The sequence below is a fragment of the Streptomyces sp. NPDC056600 genome (assembly GCF_042792855.1).
In the GTDB taxonomy this organism is placed as follows: Bacteria; Actinomycetota; Actinomycetes; order Streptomycetales; family Streptomycetaceae; genus Streptomyces.
Map to the genome: position 1 here is coordinate 92,784 of NZ_JBHTVQ010000003.1, position 22,736 is coordinate 115,519.

Genomic DNA, 22,736 nt, shown 5'->3' on the forward strand with positions numbered 1-22,736 from the left:
AATCGAGGAAGGGGCAGGCATCGGCTGATGAAGCCGCGCCGGCCGCCGGAACCAGCACTCGGCGCTACCCCATGCCAGTGGCGGCGGACCGCATCGCCTTCGTCACCAATGGCAGTGCCCAGATGTGCGCCTTCTGCACAAGCTCCACGGCCACCACGCCGACAAGGAGGAACAGGGCGGAGTTGAGTCCTGGGACCGTGGAGCACAGGATCCCTGCCACGGTTCCGCCTACCAACATTCGCGGCACGGCACGGACCGCGAGAGATCGCACGTCTTCTTCCGTCCATTCGCACCGTTCGCTCGACTTGTAGCAGTCGGCGATTTCCCTGCAGAACGCACCGGCCACCCCGATACCGATCGCACTGAGCACTCTCATGTGGCGAGCGTAGAAGTGAGGAGGCAGGACAGCGGCTACTTCCGGCAAACCGCCTCCTGTTCGCCGGCTTCGCCAGGGTGCTCGCCACGGCCGTCGGCACCACTCTGAGGGGGCAGGGCCCACCGCCGAGATCGCGGTAGGCCCGGCCCGCCGTCACCGCACCGTGAAGGTGGCCGTCCGGTCGGCGAAGGTGGTGGTGCCGTCCTCGGCGGTGGCGAGGGTGGCGATGTGCCAGGTGCCGCGCGGGGACTCGGTGAGGTCCTTGGCGGTCACGGGGGCGTCGTAGGTGCAGACGACGGTGTCGTCCTCGGCGTCGACGCAGTCGGCGGACTCGACCTCGGCCAGGTCCTTCGCGGTCAGCTTGTTCTTGGCCTCGCTGAACGGGCCGTCCTCCGGCCAGGCGAGGACCTTGAGGCTCTTCACGCCGGAGGGCGCGGTGACGTCGGTGATGAAGACGAGGCCGCCGTCCCGCTTCGCGGTGGGCGCGGTGAAGCGGGCCGCGCTCTCGGAGAGGACGGGCGGCTCGTCCGCGGTGCGGGCGACGGCGAACGCGCCGGCGCCTCCGACGAGGAGCGCGGCGGTGAGCGTGGACAGGACGACGGTACGACGAGACATGGCAGAACCCCCGTTGGTCATGCGGTCATGCGGCAGATGAAGTCGGTGCGGCAGGCGGTGCGCCGTTGCTCCGCACCGCTGTACTGATCCTCGCGGCCCGTGGCCGGAGCGGCCTGAGCACGGATACTCAGGTCGGTCTGAGTGACCTCGCCACCGCAGCGGAGGATGGGGAGAAACTCCGTGCGGGTTGTGAGCCCGGTTGCTTACACTCCGTGCGGTCAAGGGGAGGGGAACCCGCAGGTGAGGTTTGTAAGAGGGCTGTCCGCCGCGCTGGCGGCCGCTGTAGCCGTGGGCGTGGTGGCGGGGTGTGGTTCAAGGGTGCCGCCCATGAAGGCCGAAGAGGTTCCAGAGGTGCTGGCGGCGGACGGTACGACCATCGTCGTGGGTGACGCCGACGCAGCGGTCACGGTCGAGCTGTACGAGGACCCGCGCTGTCCGGTCGTGGAAGAGTTCGAGGCGACCGGTGGCCCGGCGTTGCGCGAGAAGCTGGCCCGGGGAGAGGTGCGGGCCGAGTACACCTTGGCGTCGTTCAAGGACGACCGGATAGGTGGGGACGGTTCGAAGAGGGCGGTCAACGCCCTTCGGGCGGCGCTGGAGGCGGACAAGTTCGCCGAGTACCACGCCGTGTTGTTCGAAAGCGCGGGAGCGATCGAATTCGCGGGCGGTTTCACGACTGCGTCACTGCTGTCGCTGGCCGACCGGGTCGATGGGCTGCGGAGCAAGACGTTCGACCACGCCGTGAGGACGATGAAGTACGAGGACTTCGTCACCGCGTCGGAGGAGGCGTACAAGGCCGCCGACGGTGAGGATCCGCGAGGTCCGGGCACTCCCACGGTGGTCATCAACGGCAGCCGGATGACCGGGGGTATGTACGACCTGCTCTTCGACAAGGAGTCGTTCGGCATGCTGCTGGAGGCGCGGTTCTCGACGGACAGTGAGTAATCCGCAGGGGTAATCCCTCGGAGGTAATGGTCACGTTCCGCATATGCCACGCGACGTTGTGTGTTGTACGGTCGCGACGACAACGTGCTCCGGCGTGCCGAGGGTTGGGTGCGTATGGAGCGGCCCCCGCGTGCGGTTGCAGCCGTTCGCGAGGGCCTGGACCACGAGTGGATCGGCTTCCACCAGTGATTTACCGGCACTTTATCGCGCCTACGCGCGGCTATACGGCGTTCTCCAACGCCATCATTCGGCACCCGCGGCTCAGTTCCGACGCCTGCCGTTTGTTGACTTGGCAGCTCTCGCTGCCGCCCGAGGCCAGGGAATGCCTCTCGCGCACGGCGGAGCGCTGCGGGATCGGCGCGTCCGCCTTCACCAAGGCCAAGCGGCAGCTGATGGCGGAGGGCTTCGTGCATGAACGGCGGGTGCAGGCGGCCAAGGGGCGCTGGGCCACGCAGCAGCTCGTCTCGTGCGTGCCGCTGGGGGCGGCGGAGGCGGTCAAGATCATGGCGGGGCTGCCGTTGCCGGTCGGGGCGGAGGGCACGGCGAGGGTGTTTTCGCAGGTCGCGCCGAGTGGCCGCGTTCCGGCCGTCGGCGGGCCGGGTGGTCGGCCGGCCGACGGTCTTCCATCCCGCGATGACTGTGTTGAGAAGACTTCCCACCGTCCCTCCCCGGCGGAGGCGGGTGGTTCGGCTGCGGCTGCGGATGAGCCGGGGGTGGAAGCTGAGCCTTCCGGGCTCGAGCCCTCGTGGGAGGGGACGGAGCGGGGGCCGGAACCTCTGCCGGAGTCAGGGCCGGAGCCCGACGCGGAGCCGAAGCCGGCCGCGGAGCCGGAGTCGAGGTCGGAGTGGGCCGCGGAGGCGGATCGGAACCCGGACCCTGAACGGGAACCGCGGCCCGAGCCTCACCCCGCGCCCGATGCCCTCGGCGCCCCCGAGCTGCACGCCCAGGCGCGGGAGCTCGTGGAGTCGCTCCCCCGGCTGACGCCGGACCTGCGCGGCGTCCCCGTCGGCATGCGGCGGGAGCTGACCGGGCTGGTGCTGCGCTGGCTGGAGGCCGGGCACAGCACCGGTGACATTCGCACGCACCTGCTGCGCGGCATGCCCTCCGACGGCTCGCCCGTGTTGCGTCCCGGCGGCCTGGTCCGGTACCTGCTGCGCGAGGTACCGCCCGTGTGGCCGCCGACCCCGGCGGCCGTCGATTCCGACCGCCGCGACGCCATGCCGCCTCTCCCGGCGGCGGTGGACACCGACCTGCGGGAGTGCGAGGGCGAGCACTACTCCGTGACCGTCTTCCGCCCGACGGGTGACGAGACGCTCTGTGGCCCGTGCCTGCGCGAAAGGGCGTGCGCGGGTGGGGAGTTCGCGGAAACTGGACCATTGCCCGCGTTCTGACGAGCACGCGGCGAGAGGGCTGAGGGCCGTGACATGCTGGCCTCGCCGACAGCGAGCCGGGAGATCCGGGGTTCAGGAGGTGACGCGGTCTGCCGTCGGGCACTCGGGGCCACGGCCGCCGGGGACGGGCGACCACGAACGGACGGAGAGGCGTCACACCATGACCGCTTCCGCACCCATACCCTCCGGCGGGATACGCAGGCCCAGAGGTGGTGCCGTGGCGACCGCGGCGGCCGCCGCGCTCCTCGTGCTCGCCACGGCCTGCGGCTCCGGCTCTCCGACGAGCCGCCCGCTGGACAACACCGGCATCAACGCCGAGCCCGGCGAGAAGTTCACCCTCACGGTCACCGAGAACCCGTCCGCCCGCAGGACCTGGCACCTGGTCGATCCCCAGCCGGACAGCTCCGTGCTGGTCAGTCACGGCAGCCGTCACGTGGACGCAGACGAGTACAAGGACCAGCCCGGCAGCAACATCCCGACCGTCTTCACCTTCGAGGCCAAGGGCAAGGGGACCACGCAGTTCACCCTGCTGCAGTGCTTCAAGACCTGCGACGCCGCCTCCGACTCCCCCGACGCCCCCGAACGCATCACCTACACCGTCACCGTCGGATAGGCGGCAACGGCGCGGACGGGCGCACGGGCGCACGGGCGGGCACGTGGTGGCGCAGATGCTTCTGCCGGGCCTGGCCGGCGCCGTGTCGCAGGTGCGCTGCCGGACGGCTCGTCAGTCCTCCGCCATCTCCGCCGCGCTGCGTTCCACGCAGAACTCGTTGCCCTCGGGGTCGTGCAGCGTGACCCACCCTGATCCGTCCGGCCGCCGGTGGTCGGCCTGAAGCGTGGCACCGAGCGAGAGCAGGCGCTGGACCTCCTCGTCCCGCGTGCGGTCCTGGGGCTGGAGATCCAGATGCACGCGGTTCTTCACTTCCTTGCGGTCGTCGACCTTGATGAGCAGCAAGGTGGCGCCGGCACTCGTGACGAGAGCCATCGGGTCCCCGGGGAAGTCGTCGTCGGCCAGTGAGCCGTCCAGGGCCTGGGCCCAGAAGCCCGCGAGAACGTAGGGGTCCGCGGCGTCGATGGTCACATGACGTATCAGGGAGCTCATGCGCCAAGTCGATCACGGCGGCCTCCCGCCGTACAGGGGGCGGACGGACGAGACAGCAACCAGCGGGAGGGAGCGGGGAGTTGCGTGATGCGAGGTGCCCCGGGGCCGGGCCGGCCGGGCGCTAGTCGCCGGTCGTGCCGTCGAGCAACTCGCGCAGGATGTCCAGGTGGCCGTTGTGGCGGGCCGTCTCCTCGATGAGGTGGAGGAGGATCCAGCGCAGGTCGGGCTGAAGGCCGTCGCGGAGGGTTCGCCGGGCCCGCTGGTCAAGGGCGGTACCGGCGACCAGTTCGCGGTAGCGGGCGCTCTGTTCGGCGTACTCGTCGAGCAGTTGCGTCAGGGGGAAGTCGACGGCGACGCGCATCTCGCGGTCGGGGTCCTCGTCGGTGCAGGGGCTCTGGTCCTCCTCGCCGAGGAAGACCACCTGGAACCAGTAGTTCTCGACCCAGCGGAGGTGGTTGACCACTCCGCACAGGGTCATCAGGGGTGAGCCCGGCAGGAGGGCCTTGCGTGCGTTCTCCGCGGAGACGCCCTCGCACTTGGCGCGGACGGTGTCACGGGCGTAGTCGAGGAAGGTGACGAGCTGGGTGCGCTCGTCCCAGGCGGGAGGGGTGTCGCCGATTCTGGTCATCGTGTGCAGCGTCCCCGATCGCCGGGGCCGGTGTCGAGGCGTTTGCCCCGGCAGCGCCCGCTCCCGATGCCCGGAGCCGCACCGCCGGGCGGGGGCGCATCGGTCGACCGGCTCCACGGCATTGCTTCCCCCCGCGGGATGGCGGACGCTGGTTGGCCGGACGAGCCGGCGAGGCCGGTCGGGGGGGTCGTAGGGGTGTTCTTACGAGGCATGAGGCGTTGGTCCCGGAACCTGAGCCGGACGCAGAGGAGGGTGCTCCACGCGGTGGCACGGGTGCTGACCCTCGCGGTGGCGGTGCCGGGGTTGTTCCTGTGCGTCGACCGGATCGGGGACAACGCGGACGGCGTGGCCCAGCAGTGGAGGGCCCCGACGTGTCCCGTCGGCACGTCGTGGCGGACGGCCGAGGACTGCGTCGCCGAGGTCACGGCCGAGGTCCTGGGCCTGGGCAAGAGCGTGTCGTGCACCACGGACTCCAACGGGGCGCAATCGTGCACCACCAACTACTCCGCGCGGGTCCGCTTCGGCGAGCGGACCGAGAAGCTGGGCGTCGGAAAGGCCTTCTACGACGACGTGGAGCGGGGGGACCGCGCCGAACTGCGGCTCTGGCGGGGCGACGTCGTGCGGATGACGGCCGGCGGTCACATCGAGAGGTTCTTCACCACCACCGAGTTGGCGTCCGCGGGGTGGCTGATCCTTGGCTGGGTGCTGCTGGGCCTGGCGTGGGTGGCGGTGCTCGGGCTGCGGCTGTTCCCGTTGCTGGGCGGATGGATGGTGTTGTCGGTCCCGTACGTGCTGTTGGCGTACAACGTCCTCGGGCTGAACCCGATGGGCGTGCTCGGGTGGAGTGCGGCGGGGGTGTTCACCGTGGCGGGGGTCTGGGCCATGGCGGCGACGCGGGAAGCGCTGCTGTGACGCTGCGGGCGCTCCGGGCCCGGCCCGGCGGAGCGACCCACGGCCGTGCCCGACGAAGCCGTTCGCGACAGCGGGCGTGAACGGCCACTGTTGACCCTCGACCTGGTCGAGGGACCAGGCTCCTGGGTGTGGAGAGCGACATGCGCAGCATTGGTGAGATGGCCCGGGACAGCGGGCTGAGCGTCAGCGCCCTGCGGTTCTACGACCGTGCGGGCGTGCTGGTGCCGGCCTGGGTGGATCCGGTCAGCGGCTACCGCTGGTACGCGCCGGAGCAGCTGGAGGAGTCCCGGTTGCTGGCCCGGCTGCGCCGGGCGGGGATGCCGCTGGCGGACATCCGGCTGGTGCTGGCCGGCTGGTCCGGCACGGACACCGGTCTGGTGCGCAAGCTGCTGGAGGCGCACCTGCGCCGCCTGGAGCTGGGCCTGTCCGACGCCCGCAGGGAGCTCTCCGCGCTCCGAGCGCTTCTCGACGACAGGGAGAAACCCATGACCACGGTCCGTACCGACGCCGTCCGGCTGACCGTTCCCGCCTCCGCGCTGGCCGCCGCGGTAGACGCGGTCCGCTTCGCCGCGGGCACCGATCCGGAGCTGCCGATGCTCGGCGGGCTCCTGTTCGACCTGGAGGGCGACGTGCTGCGCGTCGTGGCGACCGACCGGTACCGGATGGCCGTCGCGCAGGCCGGGACCGCCGGGCACGGCGGACCGCGGGTGCAGGCGGTCGTGCCGTCGCCGCTGGTCGACGCGATGCGGGCGCTGCTCGGCGAGGACGTGTCCGCCCAGCTCACCGTGGACGGTGACCGCGTGGCCCTGGAGGCGGGCGGCCGTCAGGCCGCCGGGCCACTCCTCGACCACGAGTTCCCCGACTACCGCCGCCTCGTCAACCTGCCGGCGGGCCGCCGCGTCGTCGTCGACGTCGCAGACCTGCGGGAGGCGGTGGAGACCGGGCCCGTGCGGGCGAGCGAGGTGCGTGAGCAGGACGGGGTCACCTTCGACGTCACCGTGCTGGAGGTCGCGGACGACGGCACGGTGGGCGTCCGCGGGGAGGGTGACGGCGGGGAGGACGGGACGGGCGGGAAGGACCACGTTGCCGTCAACCGGGTGTTCCTGTTGCAGGCGCTCGCCGCGGCCGGGGAGACGGACCGGCTGGTCCTGGAGTTCGGCGACCCCACCGCGCCCATGGCGGTCCGCCGGACCGACACCGAGGACGCCTTCTCGATCCTGATGCCGGTCCGGCTGGAGGACTGACCGCGGGGCGCAGCGGGGGGGGGGACGCGCCGCACGGACCGTGCCCCCTCGCCGGCGCGTCTCTCCGGGCGCCAGGCCTCCCCCGGGCGTCAGGCCGCGACGAGTTCCTCGGCGATGAAGGCCTCCACGAACTCCTGCGCACGATGGTCGAACGCCGTGTACTGGGCCTCGCGGTCCGCGCCCGTGATCGCCTCACCGATCAGGAGGTTGCCTTCGGCGTCGACGCGCTGCGGGCGGTCCTCCGCGTCGGTGAGCAGGCCGACGGTGGAGCGGGAGAAGCCGCAGTAGTAGGCGATGCCCTCGCTCAGGTGGTTGTCGAGGACGGTCCGCATGTCTGCCACGGCCGGATCGTCGGAAGGGGCGCCGGCCAGGCCCAGCCACAGGATGCGCTTGCCGGCGAGCCGGGGCTTGCTGCGGCCGTAGGCGAACCCGTAGTTCCACACCCGGTCGATCCAGCCCTTGAGAAGGGCGGGCACGCTCTGCCAGTACACCGGGAAGACGGCGACGACGGCATCGGCGTCGAGGACGCGTCGCATGTGGGACTGGACCTCTTCCGAGTACCTCTTCTCCCGGTTGCCCCAGTCCGGCTGGTCCGCCGCGCTCATCCGGGGGTCGAACCCCTCGGCGTGCAGGTCGAGCAGGTCGACCCGGTAGCCGGCGGCTTCGAGCTGTGCGGCGGCGCGGCGGGCCGTGTGCGCGGTGAGGGAATCGGTGCGGTGGTGTGCGACGACGACGAGGGCTGTCCTGGCAGGGCTGTCGTGCTGCGTCACTGTGGTCTCCCGGTTGTCTCGGTCAGTTGTCCTGGTCGGTTCCGGTGCAGGAGTCCAGTTCAGCCGTACCGGCGCAGATGATCCATGGGAGAACCGCTCCGGAACATAGGAGTTCGTCTACGGTCGCTCCATGGATCCTTTGAGTTCGCTGCTGGGCGGAATCCGGGCCGAGGGATCGGTCGTCAGCAACGTCGTGCTCACGGAGCCCTGGGCCGTCCGCTTCACCGACCTCGCGCCCCTCACCATGATCACCGTGCTGCGCGGCGGGGGCGGCGCCCTGGTTCTGCCCGACGGAACGCGACGAGCCATCGGCGCGGGTCACACCGCCCTCGTGCAGGGCCCCGGGCCGTTCCACCTCGTGGACCACCCCGCCACTTTGGAACGCTCCCACGCCGCGTACGAGATCAGCTGTTTCGCCGAGAGCTCCGAGTGCGGCGCCCAGGAACTCGGGGGGATCCGGTGGGGCGACGACTCCGAGGAGGCGACCGCGCTGGTCGTGGGCGCCTACCGTGCCTCCGGCCACCGCCACGAGCGGCTCCTGCGTGCCCTGCCGTCCGTTCTGGTGGTCGAGGAGGACGCCGAGGTGTGTGCCTGGCTGGAGACGGCCGCCGCCGACGCCGCCCGTCTCACGCCCGGTTCGCAGGCGTTGATGGACCGGCTCCTCGACTGGGGCCTGGTGTGCACCCTGCGCAGTTGGTTCGACAGGGCGGGCGCCGACGCGCCCGTCTGGTACCGGGGTCTTGCCGATCCGGTCCTCGCTCCCGCGCTTCAGTCGTTCCACGACCGGCCTGCCGAGCCCTGGACGGTGGCCTCCCTTGCGGCTCGAGCCGGCGTCTCCCGGGCGCTGTTCGCCAAGCGCTTCACCTCTCTGATGGGCCGCCCTCCCCTCGCCTACGTCACCGAATGCCGCATGGACGAGGCCGAGACGCTGCTGTCCGACACCGACACCGACCTCGGCATCGCGCAGATCGCCAGGGCCGTCGGCTATGCCGACGCCTTCGGCTTCAGCGCCGCGTTCAAGCGGCACAAGGGCCGGAGCCCCAGCGTCTGGCGTCGCGCGGCGGCCGAGGCAGCGTCCGGTTCGCTCGCGTCGCGACAGGAGAGCGGTGCGGCGGCGCGGTAGCGGAGAACACCGTGTGCGGTGCGGTGCCGTGCGCTGCGAGGCGACCGGCCGCCGACCCGCGACGCCGCCCCGCGACGCCGCCCCGCGATGCCGACCCGTGACGCCGATCCGGTCAGGCGACCGTGCCGCCGCCCGCGTTGCGGATCAGCCGCCGCAGCACCTTCATCGTGGTGACGTAGTCCGCGTCGTCGATGCCCTCGTGGAGGGCGGCGCGGATCGCGGGGGCGTTGCGGGCGAGGTCGACGCGGGCCTGTTCCCCGGCCTCGGTGAGCCGCAGCCGGTCCGCGGCGTCCCTGGTCAGCCATCCCCGTCGCAGCAGCACCTCGGACTCCGCCGCCAGGTCGTCCTCCGGCCGGAGGTAGGAGGCCATGGCCTCCCGGAGCTGCGGGATGGTCATGCCCTCGCCGTCCGGGGAGAGGTCGTGCGGGGACAGGTTGCGGAGCAGCCAGAACTGGGGCTGTGTGTACCCGGCTTCGGCCTGCCGGACCCTGGTGTGGGCGATGAGCGCCTCGTGGGCGACACCGGTCCAGTACGCGGCGGGCTGTGCGGCGAGTTCGGCGTCGGTGGGGTGCGGGGTCGTCATGAGGCTGCCTCCCGGTGGTTCGGTCGGAGCCCGCGCTGTGCGCGGCACGGGAGGAACGTAGGACCTCGAGTTCGGTTGAGATCAAAGGGCGGAGGACGGCGAGGATGGCGAGGGGCGGCCCGGAAACCGCCCCTCGCCGTCGTCACGCCACCACGGGCCTCGCCGTCACCTCACCACGGGAGCTCGCCGTCGTCGTTGAAGAAGCGGCCCCGCGGTCCGTCGTCCGGTACGGTCGCCAGCCGGATCGCGGAGGCCGCGCCCTGCTGCGGGGTGCGCACTCCCCGGAAACCGTTGAGGTCGGTGGCGGTGAAGCCGGGGCAGACGGCGTTGACCAGGACGTTCGAGTCGGCCAGTTCCTTGGCGTACTGCACGGTGACGGCGTTGAGGAAGGTCTTCGACGGCGCGTAGGCGACGGAGATCGGGCCGGTGTCCGCGCCGGGCGTGGACTGCAGCGTGAGGGAGCCGACGCCGCTGGAGACGTTCACGATCCGCGGCGAGGGCGAGCGGCGCAGCAGCGGCAGCAGGGCGTTGGTGACGCGGATGACCCCGATCACGTTGGTCTCCACGGCCGCCCGGACCCTGTCGAGGTCGACGGTGGTCGGCTCCTGGGGTCCGCCGCCGGTGATGCCCGCGTTGTTGACCAGGGCGTCGAGCCGCCCGGCCCGTTCCTCCAGCAGCCGGGCCGCCGCCGTCACGCTCGCGTCGTCGGTCACGTCCAGCGGCACGCCGAACGCGTCGATCCCGTCCGCGCGCAGTTTCTCCACGGCGGCCTCGCGCCGCTCCTCGTTCCGTGCGCCGACCCCGACGGACCAGCCGAGGGCGCCGAGCCCGGCGGCGATCTCGTAGCCGATGCCCTTGTTGGCCCCGGTCACCAGGGCGGTCTTGTTCCGGTTCGTGTTCGCGTCCTCGCTCATGACCTCGATGCTGCTGCCGGACCGGGTGGAACGTCCAAGACCGATCCGGTGCGCGGCGATACCGGCCGGGTATCGCCGCTGATCGGCCCCGTTACGCTGGCGGGGTGGAGACACGTGAGTTGCGGTATTTCGTCGCGGTCGCCGAGGAGTTGCACTTCGGTCGGGCCGCGGGGCGGCTCGGGATCGCCCAGCCTCCGTTGTCGCGGGCGATCGGCGCACTGGAGCGGCGTCTGGGCGCCGCCCTGCTGGAGCGCGGGAGCCGGGGCGTCTCCCTGACCGAGGCCGGGGCGGTGCTGCTGCGGGAGGCGCGGGCGGCGCTGGACGCGGTCGAGGCCGCCGAGCGGCGCACCCGCCGGGCGGCCCTCACCGCCGTCGGGCGGCCCTCGGTGGTCCTGGCCGCGAAGGCGGGCGCCTCGGGCGAACTGCTGGCGAAGCTCCTCGACGTCTACGCCGCCGAACCCGGCGCCGTCGCCGTGGACGTCCTGCTGTGCGGGCCGGGCGAGCAGGCGGGGGTGCTGCGCGACGGCCGGGCCGACGTGGCCCTGCTGCACCGGCCGTTCGACGACACGGCCGGCTTCGACACCGAGGACCTGCACACCGAGGGGCAGGTCGTGCTCCTCCCGGCGGGACATCCCCTCGCTGTCCGCCCCCACCTGCGGCTCGCCGAGGTCACCGCGCTGCCCGATCTGCCGCTGCCCCGCTGGCCCTGTCCCGACGGGTCCTTCCCGGACGGCCCCGGCCCGCGGGTGCGCGACCACACGCAGCTCACCCAGCTCATCGCCCTCGGCCGCGCCTGCGCCGTCGTCCCGGAGTCCGGCCGCACCGGTCTGCGCGAGGACCTGGTCGCCGTGCCCGTCCTGGACGCTCCCCCGGTCACCACGGTGATCGCCTGGCCTCCCCACAGCCGGTCGACGGCGGTCGCGGGGCTGGTCCGCGCCGCCACCACCCGGTAGCCCGCCCGCTCCGCCACGGTCCCCCGCGCCCCGCGCGTGCCGCGCCCGGCCATGCGTGGGCCCCAGGCCCGGCCCGAATGCCCTGGTGGAGGGCAACTGGCCTGCGGAGCAGGCCTGTTAGCCTGCGCGCATGTACACCGAACTGGGAGTCGCCACGTGGCCGCCCGCGCCGATCAGGACCGAGCGGCTGGTGCTCCGCGCCTCGGAGGCGCGGGACCGTGCGGTGTTCGTCGAGCTGCTGGCGTCGGCGGAGGTGAACGCCTACCTGGGCGGCCCCCGGGACCGGGACGAGGTCGAGCGTGAGCTGCCCGAGGTGCCGGAGCAGTGGCCTGGGAGCTTCGTCGTGGAGCTCGACGGGGAGATGATCGGTCACGTCCTGCTCCGGCGGGCGGCGGGGCACCGGCGCCCGGCCGCGGCGGGGAAACTGGATCTCGGCTACCTCTTCCTGCCGCGGGCGTGGGGGCGCGGGTACGCCGCCGAAGCCTGTGCGGCAGCGCTCGACTGGCTGGACGGCGCGCTTCCCGGGGAGCCGGTCGTGCTCACCACCCAGTCCGCCAACGTCGGGTCCATGCGGCTCGCGGAGAAGCTCGGCTTCGGCGAGGTGGAGCGGTTCGTGGCCTGGGACGCCGAGCAGTGGCTCGGCATGCGGCCCCCGGTTACGCCCGCGGCCTGAACCCGCCGCCCGACCCCCGCCGCCCCGCCCGACCTCCGTCGTCCGACCTCCGTCGTCCGACCCCCGTCGTCCGAGCCCCGTGCGGGCTCAGGCGGCCCGGACGTCCAGGTGGTAGGTCGTGTCGACCCAGAAGCCGGACGTGGACCTGCCCTTGATCTCCAGGACGTACTCGCCGGGCGTCAGCGGGGCGACGGCGCCCCAGACTCCCCACGCGTAGCGGCGGGTCAGTCCCGTGCGGAACGGCCCGGCGAACTCGCGCAGGTCGATCGGGACGCCGTTGAGCGCGGCGGTGGCCTTCGCGACCGTCATGCGCTCGAACCTTCCCTCGTAGCGCGCCACGTACTGCATGTTGATGACGGGGAAGAACAGCGGCAGGGCCGAGGGCACCGTGCAGCGCCGCGTCACACGGCCGCCGTAGGTTCCGGCGAGGAAAAAGAGGTCCTTCGGCTGCTTCCAGTCGGCGTGCTCACCCGTCGTGTCGCTGACCGGGCTCCGGTCGGCGGGCGCGGACATGGCCCACTTCCACCACCGGCCCGCGAGGACCCCGCCCTCGTCGTAGGTCAGCTTCCAGTTGCTGTCGGTCGACTGGCCGAAGCCGTCCATGACACCCCTCCCGCGTCGCCTTGTGCAGGTACAGCGGGGTTTCCCGCCCCCGCCTCGAACAGGCGGACCATACTCCAGCCGGGTCACGACGTACGCCGACGGCCCCTCCCTCCGCGGTGGCGGGGAAGGGGCCGTGAGTCGGTCGGCGGGCCGCGGGTCAGCGGCTGCCGGGACGAGCGGGTTCAGCGGCCGGCGGCAGGAGTGCGCTCGGCGGCTGCCGCGTAGCGGGCGCTCAGCGGCTGCCGAGCAGGACGCGCCAGGTGTTCGGGCCGATGACGCCGTCCACCGTGAGGCTGTGCTTGGACTGGAAGGCGGTCGTCGCGGACTTGGTCTTCGTGCCGAACGAACCGTCCACGCCGAGACCGTAGTTGTAGACGTTCAGCTGGGTCTGGGCCGCCTTGACCGCCGAGCCGGAGGAGCCGGACTGCACGGTCTTGATCAGCTTGGCCCAGGTGAGGGGGCCGATCACGCCGTCCGCGGAGAGGCCGCGGGCCTTCTGGAAGGCGATCACCGCGGACTTCGTCTTCGGGCCGAAGCTGGCGTCCGCGTCGAGCGTGTAGCCCTGTGCCTTCAGCAGGTACTGCGCCGAGCGCACGTCGGCGCCCGAGGAGCCGCTCTTCAGGACCGGCCAGGCGACGCTGGGCGCCGGGGCCGGGGCCGGCGCGGTCCCGCCGCCACCGAACTTCACCGGACGGAACGGGTCGTAGTTGTCGTTGCCGATGCCGTACTTCAGCTGGCGGTGGGTGGTGCCGTAGGTGCCGCGCTGCTCGTAGGCCCAGTAGGCGCTGTGCGCCGTGTTGGCCCACTTCTCGAAGATCACCACGTGGCGGAAGTCGCCGTCGGTGGTGCTGTAGTCGATCAGCAGGTCGCCCTTCTGCAGCTGGCTGACGCTGCTGAGGCGCTTGGTGACGCTGCTGTTCGTGGCGAGACCGACCGTGTTCAGGCCCGGCTTGTTCAGGGCGAGGGCCATGGAGACGTAGCCCGAGCAGTCCTGGCGGTAACCGTCCTTCCAGTTCCGCTCCATGCTGTACGGGACCGGCTTGCCGTTGTTGGCGGTCAGCCAGGTCTGCGCCCGGGCGATCATCTGGTCGCGGGTGATGGTGGCGGCGGCCTTGGTCTCCAGGTCGCCGGCCTGGGTGACCAGCTTGCTGTCGGCCTCCGGCTCCGCCCCGTAGGCCGCTTCCTTCACCGCGACGTCCTTGCCGCTGCCGCTGTCGGTGAAGGAGGGCACGAAGGCGATCGCGCCGGCCGCGACACCCGCGGCGGCCACGCCTATCAGAGCGATGCGAGTGCGGCGCGCGGCGTTGCTGTTCGAAGACATGCTTCCCCCGAGGTCCTGTGTGACGGATGACTACCGCTGTGCGCCGGGGGCCTTCGGTGACTCCCGACGAGTCATGACAATGGCAAGGAACGGACCCCCGGCCCAGCGATGTAGGGAAGACGCATCCGCCGGTGACGGGCCGCGCGCAATGTCCCGTCCGTGTGACCGATCGTCACAGCGGCATCAGATGACGCAGGTTGAGACGGATTCCGTTGTTCGTCCTCCGGTGGCGTGAAGCGGTCGGTGTCCGGGGCGGGAGGGGTGGTCGGGGCGGGCGTGGAAGCCGTGTCCTCGCAGGTCACGGGGCCCGGACGGCGCCTGCGGCCCTCGTTCCCGGCGTGACGTCGGCGGGGTGCGGGTTCGTCCCGAACGGTGGGGCGTGGTCTGTCCCGACGGCCTTCTCGCGCGGCGGGGGCGACGGAATCCGTCGTCGCGTCGCGGTGACGCCACGACCTTCCGGCCGGTTCCTCCCACACCACGTCCGGCCACTGCCTTCGCAGCCCCTGCGTTGTCGGCACGCACGGAGCAACGCGACCGAGGTGGTCCAGACCACTGTTGGTGATGACCGCGGTATGGCCGGGCGGCAGAGGGCCGTGTGAGAGTGACGCGCGGACGATCGTTCGGGGGTGGGGGTTCCCGCGCGGGCGCACGGTGCCCGTCGGGTGCCGTGCGACGAGGGGACGGATGTATGTGGGAACCGGTGGTGCACATCGCGGTGAAGGGGGACGCGGTCGCCATGTGCGACGCGCCCATCGATGCGTGGACGCCGCGGGCGCAGGACCCGGAGCAGGCGACGTGCGGGGAGTGCGTCGAGGCCTGCATCGAGGGCTGGGACTCGGCGCAGGAGACCCCGGACGGGATCGTGCACCCGCCCGGGACGCCTCCGGACCCCGCCGGGCCGGACACCGGTGACCTGCGCACGCCTTCGCTGCTGCTGGCCTTCGGCGGGGTCCTGGCGCTGGTCGCCACGCTGGTGGCGCTGCTGGTCACCGGGGGCGGGAGCGGCTGAGGGCCGGGAGTCGCCGCGGAACGGCCGAGGACCGGGTCCCGGGCCGTGCCGACGCCGCGGACCGGCCGGTCGTCACCGCCGCACGTCGGGCTGGGTGAAGCAGACGAGGGTGTCCCCGTCGTCGGCGAGCAGGGACCAGTACCAGCGGCGGTCGCCCGCCCCGGTCACGCAGTCGTCGGCGTTCGCGCCGGGCGGCGCCTTGTACGCGCCGGAGACGACGAGGACCTGGTTGTAGGGGACCGACACCTTGGTGGCGTCGCAGTCGACCGCGGTCGTGTCGCCGATGGACGTGATCTTGTCGCCCTCCTGCTCGGCGAGCACGCAGTAGTTCTTCACCCAGACTCGGTCGAGGCACAAGGTGGTCGTCTCGCCGGTGATCGACGACCGGTGCGTCCACTCCGCGCGCCCCACGCCGGACGGGCAGGTCGCGGGCAGGGTGTGCACGGTGTCGACGTGGAAGAGGTCCGCCCGCTCGGTGCGGCAGCTCACCGGGTCCGGCGGGGTGGGCCGGCTCCACTGCTCGCCCGTCCTGTTCACCGGCAGACAGGTCCCGGCGGTGACGGCACGGAACGCGTCCTGGGTCGTGTCGACCGGGTCCGGGCCGGTGGTCGTCTCCGCGCCGCCCGCGCCGTAGCCGCCGCTGCCGCTGTTCGTGCCGCCGTCAGAGCCGCCGCCGGGCAGGTCGATGTCGAACCGTCCGCCCTTGCGGCCGCAGCCGACCAGCACCACGGCCGGCAGCAGCAGCCAGATCACCCAGGCCCGGCGTGCCCGTCGTTCGCCCCTCATCGGTCCCCCGTCCACCTGCTCCGTGACGTCTCCGGGCGCGAGCATCCCAGAACAGGAGCGGGTGGAAAGGGAGTTGAGACCGTCCGATGCGGGGTTTGACACATCGGAGCGCCGCGGACGGGGCCGGGGTCGCTCGGCACCCGGGGGGCGCGGGCGCGCACGGCGGCGGGGCATTCCCCTCCCAAAGACGTCCCGCCGCCGTGGTTCTGGGGGCGTCAGCTCACCGGCGCCGGGGACGGTACCGGGGCCTGCACTGGTCCGGTGGCGTGGGCGGAAAGCGGGAGGACCTCGGGCGTGACCGCGGGCACCGTGGGGGCCGCGGCCGGCGCGAGGGCCGTCTCGAGGTCGGCGATCAGGTCGTCGACGTGCTCCAGGCCGATGGACAGCCGCACCACGTTCGCCGAGGGACGTGCCTCGGGGGCCACCGGGCGGTGGGTGAGCGCGGCCGGGTGCTGGACCAGGGAGTCGACGCCGCCGAGCGAGACGGCGTGGGTGAACAGGGAGAGCGAGGAGGTCAGCCGCTTGGCCGCCTCGTAGCCGCCGCGCAGCGCGACGGAGATCATCGCGCCGGGGCCGCGCATCTGGTGGCGCAGCGAGCCGGTACGGCCGTCCGCGAGCACGGCGGAGTCCAGGTCGGGGAAGAAGACGCGTTCCACGGCCGGGTGGCCACCGAGCCAGGAGGCCAGTTCGCGGGCGGTCTCCTGCTGGGCGCGGACCCGGGTGGGCAGGGTGGCCAGGCCGCGGTGCAGGAGGTAGCCGGCCAGCGGGTGCAGCAGGGCGCCGGTGATCGCCCGCACCCGGCGCAGCGCCTCGGCGGTGGTCTCGTCGCAGGCGATGACGCCGCCGATGACGTCGCCGTGCCCGCCGAGGTACTTGGTGGCACTGTGCAGGACGAGCGAGGCGCCCAGCGTGACGGGGTTCTGCAGCACGGGCGTGGCGAAGGTGTTGTCGACCATCACCGGCACCGGCCCGGCCTGCCGCACGACGCCGGCGATGTCGACCAGGTCGAGGGTCGGGTTGGCGGGCGTCTCGAGGATGACGAGGGCCGTGTCGGGGCGGGCGGCGAGCGCGCCGGCCACCTCGGCGGGGCCGCAGAAGGTGGTCTCCACGCCGAGCAGGCCGGAGGCGAGCAAGTGGTCGGTGCCGCCGTACAGGGGGCGGACGGCCACGATGTGGCGCTTACCGCTCTCACCGGTCAGGGCGAGGATCGCGGCGGTGGTGGCGGCCATGCCGGAGGCGAAGGCTACCGCCGCCTCGGCCTGCTCGAGGTCGGCGAGGGCGGTTTCGAAGCGGGCGACGGTGGGGTTCCACAGGCGCTGGTAGACCGCGCCGCCGTCGGGCAGCGGACGGCCGCCGGTGGCCATCGACTCGTAGGAGTCGCCGCCCCGCTCGATGTCGGGGAGCGGGTTGGTGGAGGACAGGTCGATCGGAGGCGCGTGCACGCCCAGTTCGGTCAGGTCCGCGCGTCCGGCGTGGACGGCCAGCGTCTCGAAGCGCTCAGGAGAGATGCCCATGGCGGGAGCGTTGCACCAGAAACAGGAAGGACGCATGATCGCTGCAGAATCGGCAACGAGCCCGGCGACATTGGACGTCACCGGTGAGATCGGCCGCCCGTCGTCCTGGGGAATTCGTTGAAAAAACGAGAGCAGCGGCCGCTTCTCGACGAGCTGGACCGCCGGATCGTCGGTCTGCTCGCCGAGGATCCCGAGCTGACCAACAAGGCCCTGGCCCGCCGCCTGGGTCTCGCCGAGTCGACCTGCGCCTACCGGGTGCGGGCGCTGCGCGAGCGCGGGGTGGTGGAGGGGACGACGCTGCGGCTCGACCTCGCGGCGCTCGGACACCCGCTGCAGGCGCTGATCAAGGTGCGGCTGGAGCGGCACAACGCGGAACACGTGAACCGGCTCTACGCGAGCCTGGTGAAGACGCCGGGGGTCATCCAGGTGTTCCACGTGGCCGGGGCGGACGACTTCTACCTGCACGTCGCGGTGGCGGACGCCGAGGCGCTGCGGGACTTCGTCCTGCTGCACGTCACCGTGCACCGGGTGGTGCGGCAGACGGAGACGCACCTGATCTTCGAGCGCCGCGAGGGCGTCGGGGTGCTTCCGGTGCCGGACCCGGCGGCCGACTGAGCCCTCGACGCCTTGGACGCCCTCGACGACGGCGGGGCGGGCGGAGTGGGCGGGGCGGGCGGAGTGGGCGGGGCGGGCGGAGTGGGCGGGGCGGGCGGAGTGGCCGGGGCGGGCGGAGTGGCCGGCGCGACGGTGCCGGCCGGGCCGCCCGCCCGGGTTCACCGCCGTGCGGGCCGCGCCGTCCCGCCCCGGGCCGGGCGTCGTGCCGGGCGGCCGGTGGCGGCGGCCCGGGGACCCCCTTCCAGTGCGAGCGGCGCGGCCACGAAGACGGAGGAGTACGTGCCGACCACGACGCCGATCAGTGCGGCGAGGGCGAAGTCGGTGAGCGTGTCGCCGCCGAGCACGGCCAGGGCGGCGAGGACGAGGACGGCGCCCATGCCCGTGTTGACGGTCCGGGGCAGCGTCTGCAGGACCGCCGTGTTCACCAGGTCCGGCAGCCGCCGGCCCGCCCGTCCCTCCTTCCCGCCACCGCCGCGCAGCAGTTCGCGGACACGGTCGAAGACGACGACGGAGTCGTTGACCGAGTAGCCGATGACGGTGAGCAGCGCGGCCAGGAAAACGCCGTCGAGCGGCTTGCCGAGCCAGGCGAAGACGCCGACCAGCACCACCACGTCGTGGGCGAGGGCGCCGACCGCCGCCGCGCCGAAGCGGCCGCGGAACCGGGCGGCGAGGTAGAGGAGCTGGGCTCCCAGGGCCACGCCGAGCGCGATCAGGGCGTTGCGGCGCAGCTCCTCCCCCAGGCTGGGGCCGATCAGCTCGTCGCGGACCTTCTCCACACCGCCCGCGTCGCCTTCACCGGATGCGCCGGCCGCACCGGCCTCGGCGGCCTCGGCGGCCTCGGCGGCGAGGGTGCGGGTGACGGTGTCGGTCTCGGCGGCGGTCAGCCGCTCGGTGCGCACCGTCAGGCCGTCGCCGCCCGACGACTGGACGACGGCCTGCGGGAACCCGGCGTCGGCGAGGGCGGCCCGGGCCCGTTCCGGGTCCACGGGGTGCGTGGTGGCGTACTGGAGGAGCCGGCCGCCGGTGAAGTCGATGCCGAGGTCGATACCGCGGACCGCGATGCCGGACCCGGCGAGCACCAGCACGGCGGCGGAGGCGGCGAGCCAGCGGCGCGGGCGGCGCATCAGGTGGATGTCGCGGCGGGCGAGGGCGGTACGGACCCGTCCCGCGGTGGCGATGCCGGTGATCGCCGGGCGGCGGCGCACCCACCGCCGGGAGACGGCGAAGTCGGCGAGCACCCGGGTGACCACCAGGGCACTGACCATGGAGGCGAGCACGCCGATGCCGAGCGTGACGCCGAAGCCGCGGACCGGGCCGGACGCCAGCAGGAAGAGCAGCCCGGCGGCGATCAGCGTCGTCACGTTGGAGTCGACGATCGCGCTGAAGGCGTTGCGGAAGCCGGCCGCCAGGGCGGAGCGCAGTCCGGGCCTGGCGCGGGCGGCGTGCTCCTCGCGGGCGCGCTCGAAGACGAGGACGTTGGCGTCCACCGCCATGCCGATGGCGAGCACGAAGCCGGCCAGTCCCGGCAGGGTGAGGGTCGCGCCGAGAACGGCCAGGGCGGCGTAGGAGATCAGGCCGTAGCAGAGCAGCGCGACGACGGCCAGGACGCCCAGCAGGCGGTAGGCCCGGACGATGAACAGGGCGGTCAGCGCGGTGCCGATGACCGCCGCCCAGGCGCTCGCCTCGATGGCGCGGGCGCCCAGGGTGGGGCCGACGGTGTGCTGTTCGACGGTCTCCAGCGGCACCGGGAGCGCGCCGCCGTTGATCAGCATGGCCAGCTGGCCGGCCTCGTCGCCGGTGAAGGATCCGGTGATCTGGGTGCTGCCGCCGGCGATGCCGTCGCCGCAGCCGACGGAGGGGTCGACCTGCGGGGAGGAGACGACGCGGTCGTCCAGGACGATGGCGACGCGGCGGGCGGGGTCGCCGGGCGCGGCGCAGGCCGCCTCGCCCGTGAGCTTGGCCCAGCGGTCGCTCCCGGCGCGGTCGAAGTCGAGGGTGACGTGCCAGCCGGCGCCGGTCTGCGCGTCGTGACGGGCGTCGGCGGTGTCCACGTCGCCCCCCGTGAGGGCGGCGGGTCCGACGCGCAGGTGCTCGCCGGACTCCCCGGGCAGCACGCGCTCGCCCTCGTCCAGGTCCTCGGCCGAGGCGGAGCCCTTAGCGGTGCCCGAGTCCTCGGTGGCGCCGGGGTCCTTAGCGGTGCCCGAGTCCTCGGTGGCGCCGGGGTCCTCGGTGGCGCCCGAGTCCTCGGTGGCGCCGGGGTCCTCGGTGGCGCCCGAGTCCTCGGTGGTGCCGGGGTCCTCGGTGGCGCCGGGGTCCTCGGTGGCGCGCACCGGGTGGAAGGTGAGCTGGGCGGTGCGGCCCAGGACCTCGGCGGCCTCCTCGGGGTCCTGCACGCCGGGCAGTTCGACGACGATCCGCCGGTCCCCGGAACGCTGCAGGGTCGGCTCGGCCACGCCGAGCGCGTCGACGCGCCCGCGCAGCACCTCGAGGGTGCGGTCGGTGGTCTCGCGGTCGGCCTCCACGGTGGAGGTGGAACGGGTCTCCAGCACGATCTGGGTGCCACCGCGCAGGTCGAGTCCGAGACGGACCGGCACGGTGAGGGTGACGAGGACGGACAGGGCCACCACGGCGAGGGCGATCAGCGCCCTCACGCGGGTGGATCGGGACGATCTGGACAACGACGGTCTGGACAACGGGGCCTCCGGCAGGGCATGCCGCGGCGACGGCCGGCGCGGCCGCGGCACGTGTCGAAACGAGGGGTGGGGGTGGGCTGGGACGGTCAGACGCCGGAGGGAGGCGACCGTCCGCGGTGAGGGAGGGCTTCGGCCGGGGCGGTGAGCCGGTCGGCGGACCGGACGCCGGCCCGCACGAGGGCGGGCGGGGCGGTCGCGGTCCCGGTGGGCGCGAGGGCCGGCTGGCCCAGGTGCGACGGGTGGTCGACGGGGAGGTGGAGGCGGACCGCCGTGGGGGTCAGGCACGCGGCGGCGCACGGGGGGTCGGCCTGCGGAGCGGCGCCACGGGCGGCGACGGGGACGGCCGACGCGACCTCGGCCAGGGGTGACTGCGGGGCCGCGTGCGGGAGCGGGAGTGCGTGCCCGTTCGGGAGCGCGTGCGCGTTCGGGCCGCCGGGGGCCAGGACGGTGAGGAGCGCGAGCAGCAGGGCGGTGAGCAGGGGGAACGCCGGAGCGGGGCGGTGCTGCGAGGGTGGGTGCACGGCGTCGTCCCCCTTTCCGGGCGTTCCCGTGAGTCGGTCGGCGGTGCCGGTGGTGCGGACCCGGGGCTCCGGCCCGGGAGGTGTACCGGAGCCCCGGGGGTCAGGGTTCGACGAGTCCGGCCCGGATGGCGTAGCGGGTGAGTTCGAGCCGGTCGCGCAGCCCGAGCTTGCTCAGCAGGTTGGCCCGGTGACGCTGCACCGTCTTGACGCTGATGAACAGCAGCTCGGCGATCTCCTTGGAGGAGTGGCCCTCCGCGACCAGCTTCAGGACCTCCTCCTCCCGCGGGGTGAGGATCTGGCCCGGGGCCTCCTCGCCCTGCCGGACACGGTCGAGGTAGTGGCGGATCAGGGCGGTCACCGCGCCGGGGTAGAGGAAGGGCTCGTCGCGGATCGCGGCCCGGCAGGCGGCGACCAGGTCCCGGTCGGCGACGGACTTCAGCACGTATCCCGAGGCCCCGGCCTTGAGTGCCTGGAAGAAGTACTGCTCGTTGTCGTGCATGGTGAGCATGAGGATCCGCAGGTCGGGCTTGAGTGCGGCCAGTTCGCGGGCGGCCTGGAGCCCGGTCATCCGCGGCATCGCGATGTCCAGCACGGCCAGGTCCACCTCGTGCGCACGGGCCTGCTCCACCGCCTCGGCCCCGTCGCCCGCCTCGGCGACCACCTCCAGGTCGGGTTCCTGGTCGAGGATCAGCCGCACGCCGCGCCGCACCAGGGCGTGGTCGTCGGCGAGGAGGATCCGGGTGGGCCGCGGCCCAGAGGGCCCGGGGGTGTCGGCGGGGCCGGTGGGGGCCGGGGTGGCGTGCGCGTCGTGCATCTCAGGTGTCCTGGGCGTCGGGTCGTACGGCGTCCGGCCGGCCGGGATCGGGTTCGGGTTCGGGTTCGGCGTCATCGGGGTGCGCGGGGTCGGGCCTCGCGGGGTCGGTTGATCCGGCGTCCGGCCGGGTGGCGTCAGGTTCGGTGGGATCGGGGCGCGGGGCCTCGGGGCCCGTCGCCTCGCGGTCGGCGGTCTCCGCTCCGACGGTCTCGGGGCCCGTGGCGGCGGACGCCTCCGGCACCGGGGGCCACGCCACCGGGGTGTCGGCCGTGGGGTCGTCCACGGAGAGCTCGGCGGCGAACACGTCGTCGGCGAACGGACCGCCGGCGAACGAAGACGCGCCGACCACCGGGGCGGCGACCGCCGGATCGGTGAACGCCGGATCGGTGAACGCCGAGCCGGCGGGGTCGGTCACCGCCGCTTCGGCCACCGTCGAGCCGGGGCTGACCGGCAGGTCGGCGGACGTCGGGTCCGCGGACGTCGGAGCGGCAGACGTCGGGGCGGCGCGCCGCGTGCCCGTGGCCGGGCCGCCCCGCGCGGTCGCTCGTGAGGCGGGAACAGGACCACGGCCAGGGCGGCCTCCCGACGGCGGCCGGAGTATCCCGGGCAGCCCGCCCGGTTCGGGGATCACGAA

At 73.2% G+C, this 22,736-nt stretch carries 24 protein-coding genes; 10 read left to right on the plus strand and 14 right to left on the minus strand.

What is annotated here, in order from left to right; genetic code table 11:
• Positions 1-64: 64 nt before the first annotated feature.
• Both ACFRAV_RS02765 and ACFRAV_RS02770 read right to left on the minus strand, forming a co-directional pair.
• Complete coding sequence (locus ACFRAV_RS02765; protein WP_382550909.1) at positions 65-376, minus strand: hypothetical protein; 312 nt, start codon at positions 374-376, stop codon at positions 65-67.
• Between the two features lie 153 nt (positions 377-529).
• Positions 530-991 carry a DUF5707 domain-containing protein gene (locus ACFRAV_RS02770; protein WP_382550912.1) on the minus strand — a complete coding sequence of 154 codons (462 nt, stop codon included), beginning with the start codon at positions 989-991 and terminating at the stop codon, positions 530-532.
• Positions 992-1,318: 327 nt separating this feature from the next.
• On the opposite strand from ACFRAV_RS02770, the gene ACFRAV_RS02775 reads away from it, so the two are divergent.
• From ACFRAV_RS02775 to ACFRAV_RS02785, 3 genes are all read left to right on the plus strand, one after another.
• Positions 1,319-1,933: a DsbA family protein gene (locus ACFRAV_RS02775; RefSeq protein ID WP_382550914.1), complete on the plus strand. Its 615-nt coding sequence runs from the start codon at positions 1,319-1,321 to the stop codon at positions 1,931-1,933.
• A 185-nt stretch (positions 1,934-2,118) separates the two neighbouring features.
• On the plus strand, positions 2,119-3,324 hold the full coding sequence (locus tag ACFRAV_RS02780) for a hypothetical protein (protein ID WP_382550917.1): 1,206 nt from the start codon (positions 2,119-2,121) through the stop codon (positions 3,322-3,324).
• Between the two features lie 217 nt (positions 3,325-3,541).
• Positions 3,542-3,937, plus strand: coding sequence for a protease inhibitor I42 family protein (locus ACFRAV_RS02785; protein WP_382550919.1), 396 nt, complete (start codon positions 3,542-3,544; stop codon positions 3,935-3,937).
• A 111-nt stretch (positions 3,938-4,048) separates the two neighbouring features.
• On the opposite strand, the gene ACFRAV_RS02790 is transcribed toward ACFRAV_RS02785, so the two are convergent.
• Positions 4,049-4,426 (minus strand): VOC family protein, encoded by a 378-nt coding sequence (locus ACFRAV_RS02790; RefSeq protein WP_382550922.1) that lies wholly within the window; start codon positions 4,424-4,426, stop codon positions 4,049-4,051.
• A 121-nt stretch (positions 4,427-4,547) separates the two neighbouring features.
• Positions 4,548-5,054 carry a DinB family protein gene (locus tag ACFRAV_RS02795; RefSeq protein ID WP_382550925.1) on the minus strand — a complete coding sequence of 169 codons (507 nt, stop codon included), beginning with the start codon at positions 5,052-5,054 and terminating at the stop codon, positions 4,548-4,550.
• A gap of 264 nt (positions 5,055-5,318) precedes the next feature.
• On the opposite strand from ACFRAV_RS02795, the gene ACFRAV_RS02800 reads away from it, so the two are divergent.
• Positions 5,319-5,966, plus strand: coding sequence for a hypothetical protein (locus tag ACFRAV_RS02800; RefSeq protein ID WP_382550928.1), 648 nt, complete (start codon positions 5,319-5,321; stop codon positions 5,964-5,966).
• Between the two features lie 140 nt (positions 5,967-6,106).
• Complete coding sequence (locus ACFRAV_RS02805) at positions 6,107-7,210, plus strand: MerR family transcriptional regulator (RefSeq protein WP_382550931.1); 1,104 nt, start codon at positions 6,107-6,109, stop codon at positions 7,208-7,210.
• A gap of 89 nt (positions 7,211-7,299) precedes the next feature.
• Here the strand turns inward: ACFRAV_RS02805 and ACFRAV_RS02810 are convergent, their stop codons facing one another.
• Positions 7,300-7,980: an NAD(P)H oxidoreductase gene (locus ACFRAV_RS02810; protein WP_382550934.1), complete on the minus strand. Its 681-nt coding sequence runs from the start codon at positions 7,978-7,980 to the stop codon at positions 7,300-7,302.
• 130 nt (positions 7,981-8,110) lie between these two features.
• On the opposite strand from ACFRAV_RS02810, the gene ACFRAV_RS02815 reads away from it, so the two are divergent.
• Complete coding sequence (locus ACFRAV_RS02815) at positions 8,111-9,103, plus strand: AraC family transcriptional regulator (RefSeq protein WP_382550937.1); 993 nt, start codon at positions 8,111-8,113, stop codon at positions 9,101-9,103.
• 112 nt (positions 9,104-9,215) lie between these two features.
• Here the strand turns inward: ACFRAV_RS02815 and ACFRAV_RS02820 are convergent, their stop codons facing one another.
• On the minus strand, positions 9,216-9,686 hold the full coding sequence (locus ACFRAV_RS02820; RefSeq protein WP_382550939.1) for a MarR family transcriptional regulator: 471 nt from the start codon (positions 9,684-9,686) through the stop codon (positions 9,216-9,218).
• Positions 9,687-9,856: 170 nt separating this feature from the next.
• The gene (locus ACFRAV_RS02825) at positions 9,857-10,600 is read right to left on the minus strand and encodes an SDR family oxidoreductase (RefSeq protein WP_382550941.1); all 744 of its coding nucleotides are present in this window, start codon (positions 10,598-10,600) and stop codon (positions 9,857-9,859) included.
• Between the two features lie 104 nt (positions 10,601-10,704).
• On the opposite strand from ACFRAV_RS02825, the gene ACFRAV_RS02830 reads away from it, so the two are divergent.
• Together ACFRAV_RS02830 and ACFRAV_RS02835 are read left to right on the plus strand one after the other, a co-directional pair.
• The gene (locus ACFRAV_RS02830; protein WP_382550943.1) at positions 10,705-11,553 is read left to right on the plus strand and encodes a LysR family transcriptional regulator; all 849 of its coding nucleotides are present in this window, start codon (positions 10,705-10,707) and stop codon (positions 11,551-11,553) included.
• A 130-nt stretch (positions 11,554-11,683) separates the two neighbouring features.
• Positions 11,684-12,226, plus strand: coding sequence for a GNAT family N-acetyltransferase (locus ACFRAV_RS02835; RefSeq protein WP_382550945.1), 543 nt, complete (start codon positions 11,684-11,686; stop codon positions 12,224-12,226).
• A gap of 87 nt (positions 12,227-12,313) precedes the next feature.
• Here ACFRAV_RS02835 and ACFRAV_RS02840 read toward each other — a convergent pair whose 3' ends face one another.
• Positions 12,314-12,829 carry a hypothetical protein gene (locus ACFRAV_RS02840; protein WP_382550948.1) on the minus strand — a complete coding sequence of 172 codons (516 nt, stop codon included), beginning with the start codon at positions 12,827-12,829 and terminating at the stop codon, positions 12,314-12,316.
• A 232-nt stretch (positions 12,830-13,061) separates the two neighbouring features.
• Positions 13,062-14,150 (minus strand): peptidoglycan-binding protein, encoded by a 1,089-nt coding sequence (locus tag ACFRAV_RS02845; RefSeq protein ID WP_382550950.1) that lies wholly within the window; start codon positions 14,148-14,150, stop codon positions 13,062-13,064.
• Between the two features lie 688 nt (positions 14,151-14,838).
• Between ACFRAV_RS02845 and ACFRAV_RS02850 the strand changes: the two genes are divergently transcribed.
• Complete coding sequence (locus ACFRAV_RS02850; protein WP_382550953.1) at positions 14,839-15,159, plus strand: hypothetical protein; 321 nt, start codon at positions 14,839-14,841, stop codon at positions 15,157-15,159.
• Positions 15,160-15,231: 72 nt separating this feature from the next.
• On the opposite strand, the gene ACFRAV_RS02855 is transcribed toward ACFRAV_RS02850, so the two are convergent.
• Positions 15,232-15,945, minus strand: a complete 714-nt coding sequence (locus tag ACFRAV_RS02855; protein ID WP_382550956.1) for a hypothetical protein — start codon at positions 15,943-15,945, stop codon at positions 15,232-15,234.
• Positions 15,946-16,160: 215 nt separating this feature from the next.
• Entirely contained in the window at positions 16,161-17,459 is a 1,299-nt protein-coding gene (locus ACFRAV_RS02860) for a trans-sulfuration enzyme family protein (RefSeq protein WP_382550958.1), read from the minus strand.
• 117 nt (positions 17,460-17,576) lie between these two features.
• Here ACFRAV_RS02860 and ACFRAV_RS02865 point away from each other — a divergent pair, with 117 nt between their 5' ends.
• Positions 17,577-18,074 carry an Lrp/AsnC family transcriptional regulator gene (locus tag ACFRAV_RS02865; protein WP_382550961.1) on the plus strand — a complete coding sequence of 166 codons (498 nt, stop codon included), beginning with the start codon at positions 17,577-17,579 and terminating at the stop codon, positions 18,072-18,074.
• Between the two features lie 158 nt (positions 18,075-18,232).
• On the opposite strand, the gene secD is transcribed toward ACFRAV_RS02865, so the two are convergent.
• From secD to ACFRAV_RS02880, 3 genes are all read right to left on the minus strand, one after another.
• A complete protein-coding gene (gene secD / locus ACFRAV_RS02870; protein WP_382550963.1) occupies positions 18,233-20,725 on the minus strand; it encodes a protein translocase subunit SecD in 2,493 nt (830 codons plus the stop codon).
• A 128-nt stretch (positions 20,726-20,853) separates the two neighbouring features.
• Positions 20,854-21,288: a hypothetical protein gene (locus ACFRAV_RS02875; RefSeq protein WP_382550965.1), complete on the minus strand. Its 435-nt coding sequence runs from the start codon at positions 21,286-21,288 to the stop codon at positions 20,854-20,856.
• 100 nt (positions 21,289-21,388) lie between these two features.
• Complete coding sequence (locus tag ACFRAV_RS02880; protein ID WP_382550968.1) at positions 21,389-22,102, minus strand: response regulator; 714 nt, start codon at positions 22,100-22,102, stop codon at positions 21,389-21,391.
• Between the last annotated feature and the right edge of the window lie 634 nt (positions 22,103-22,736).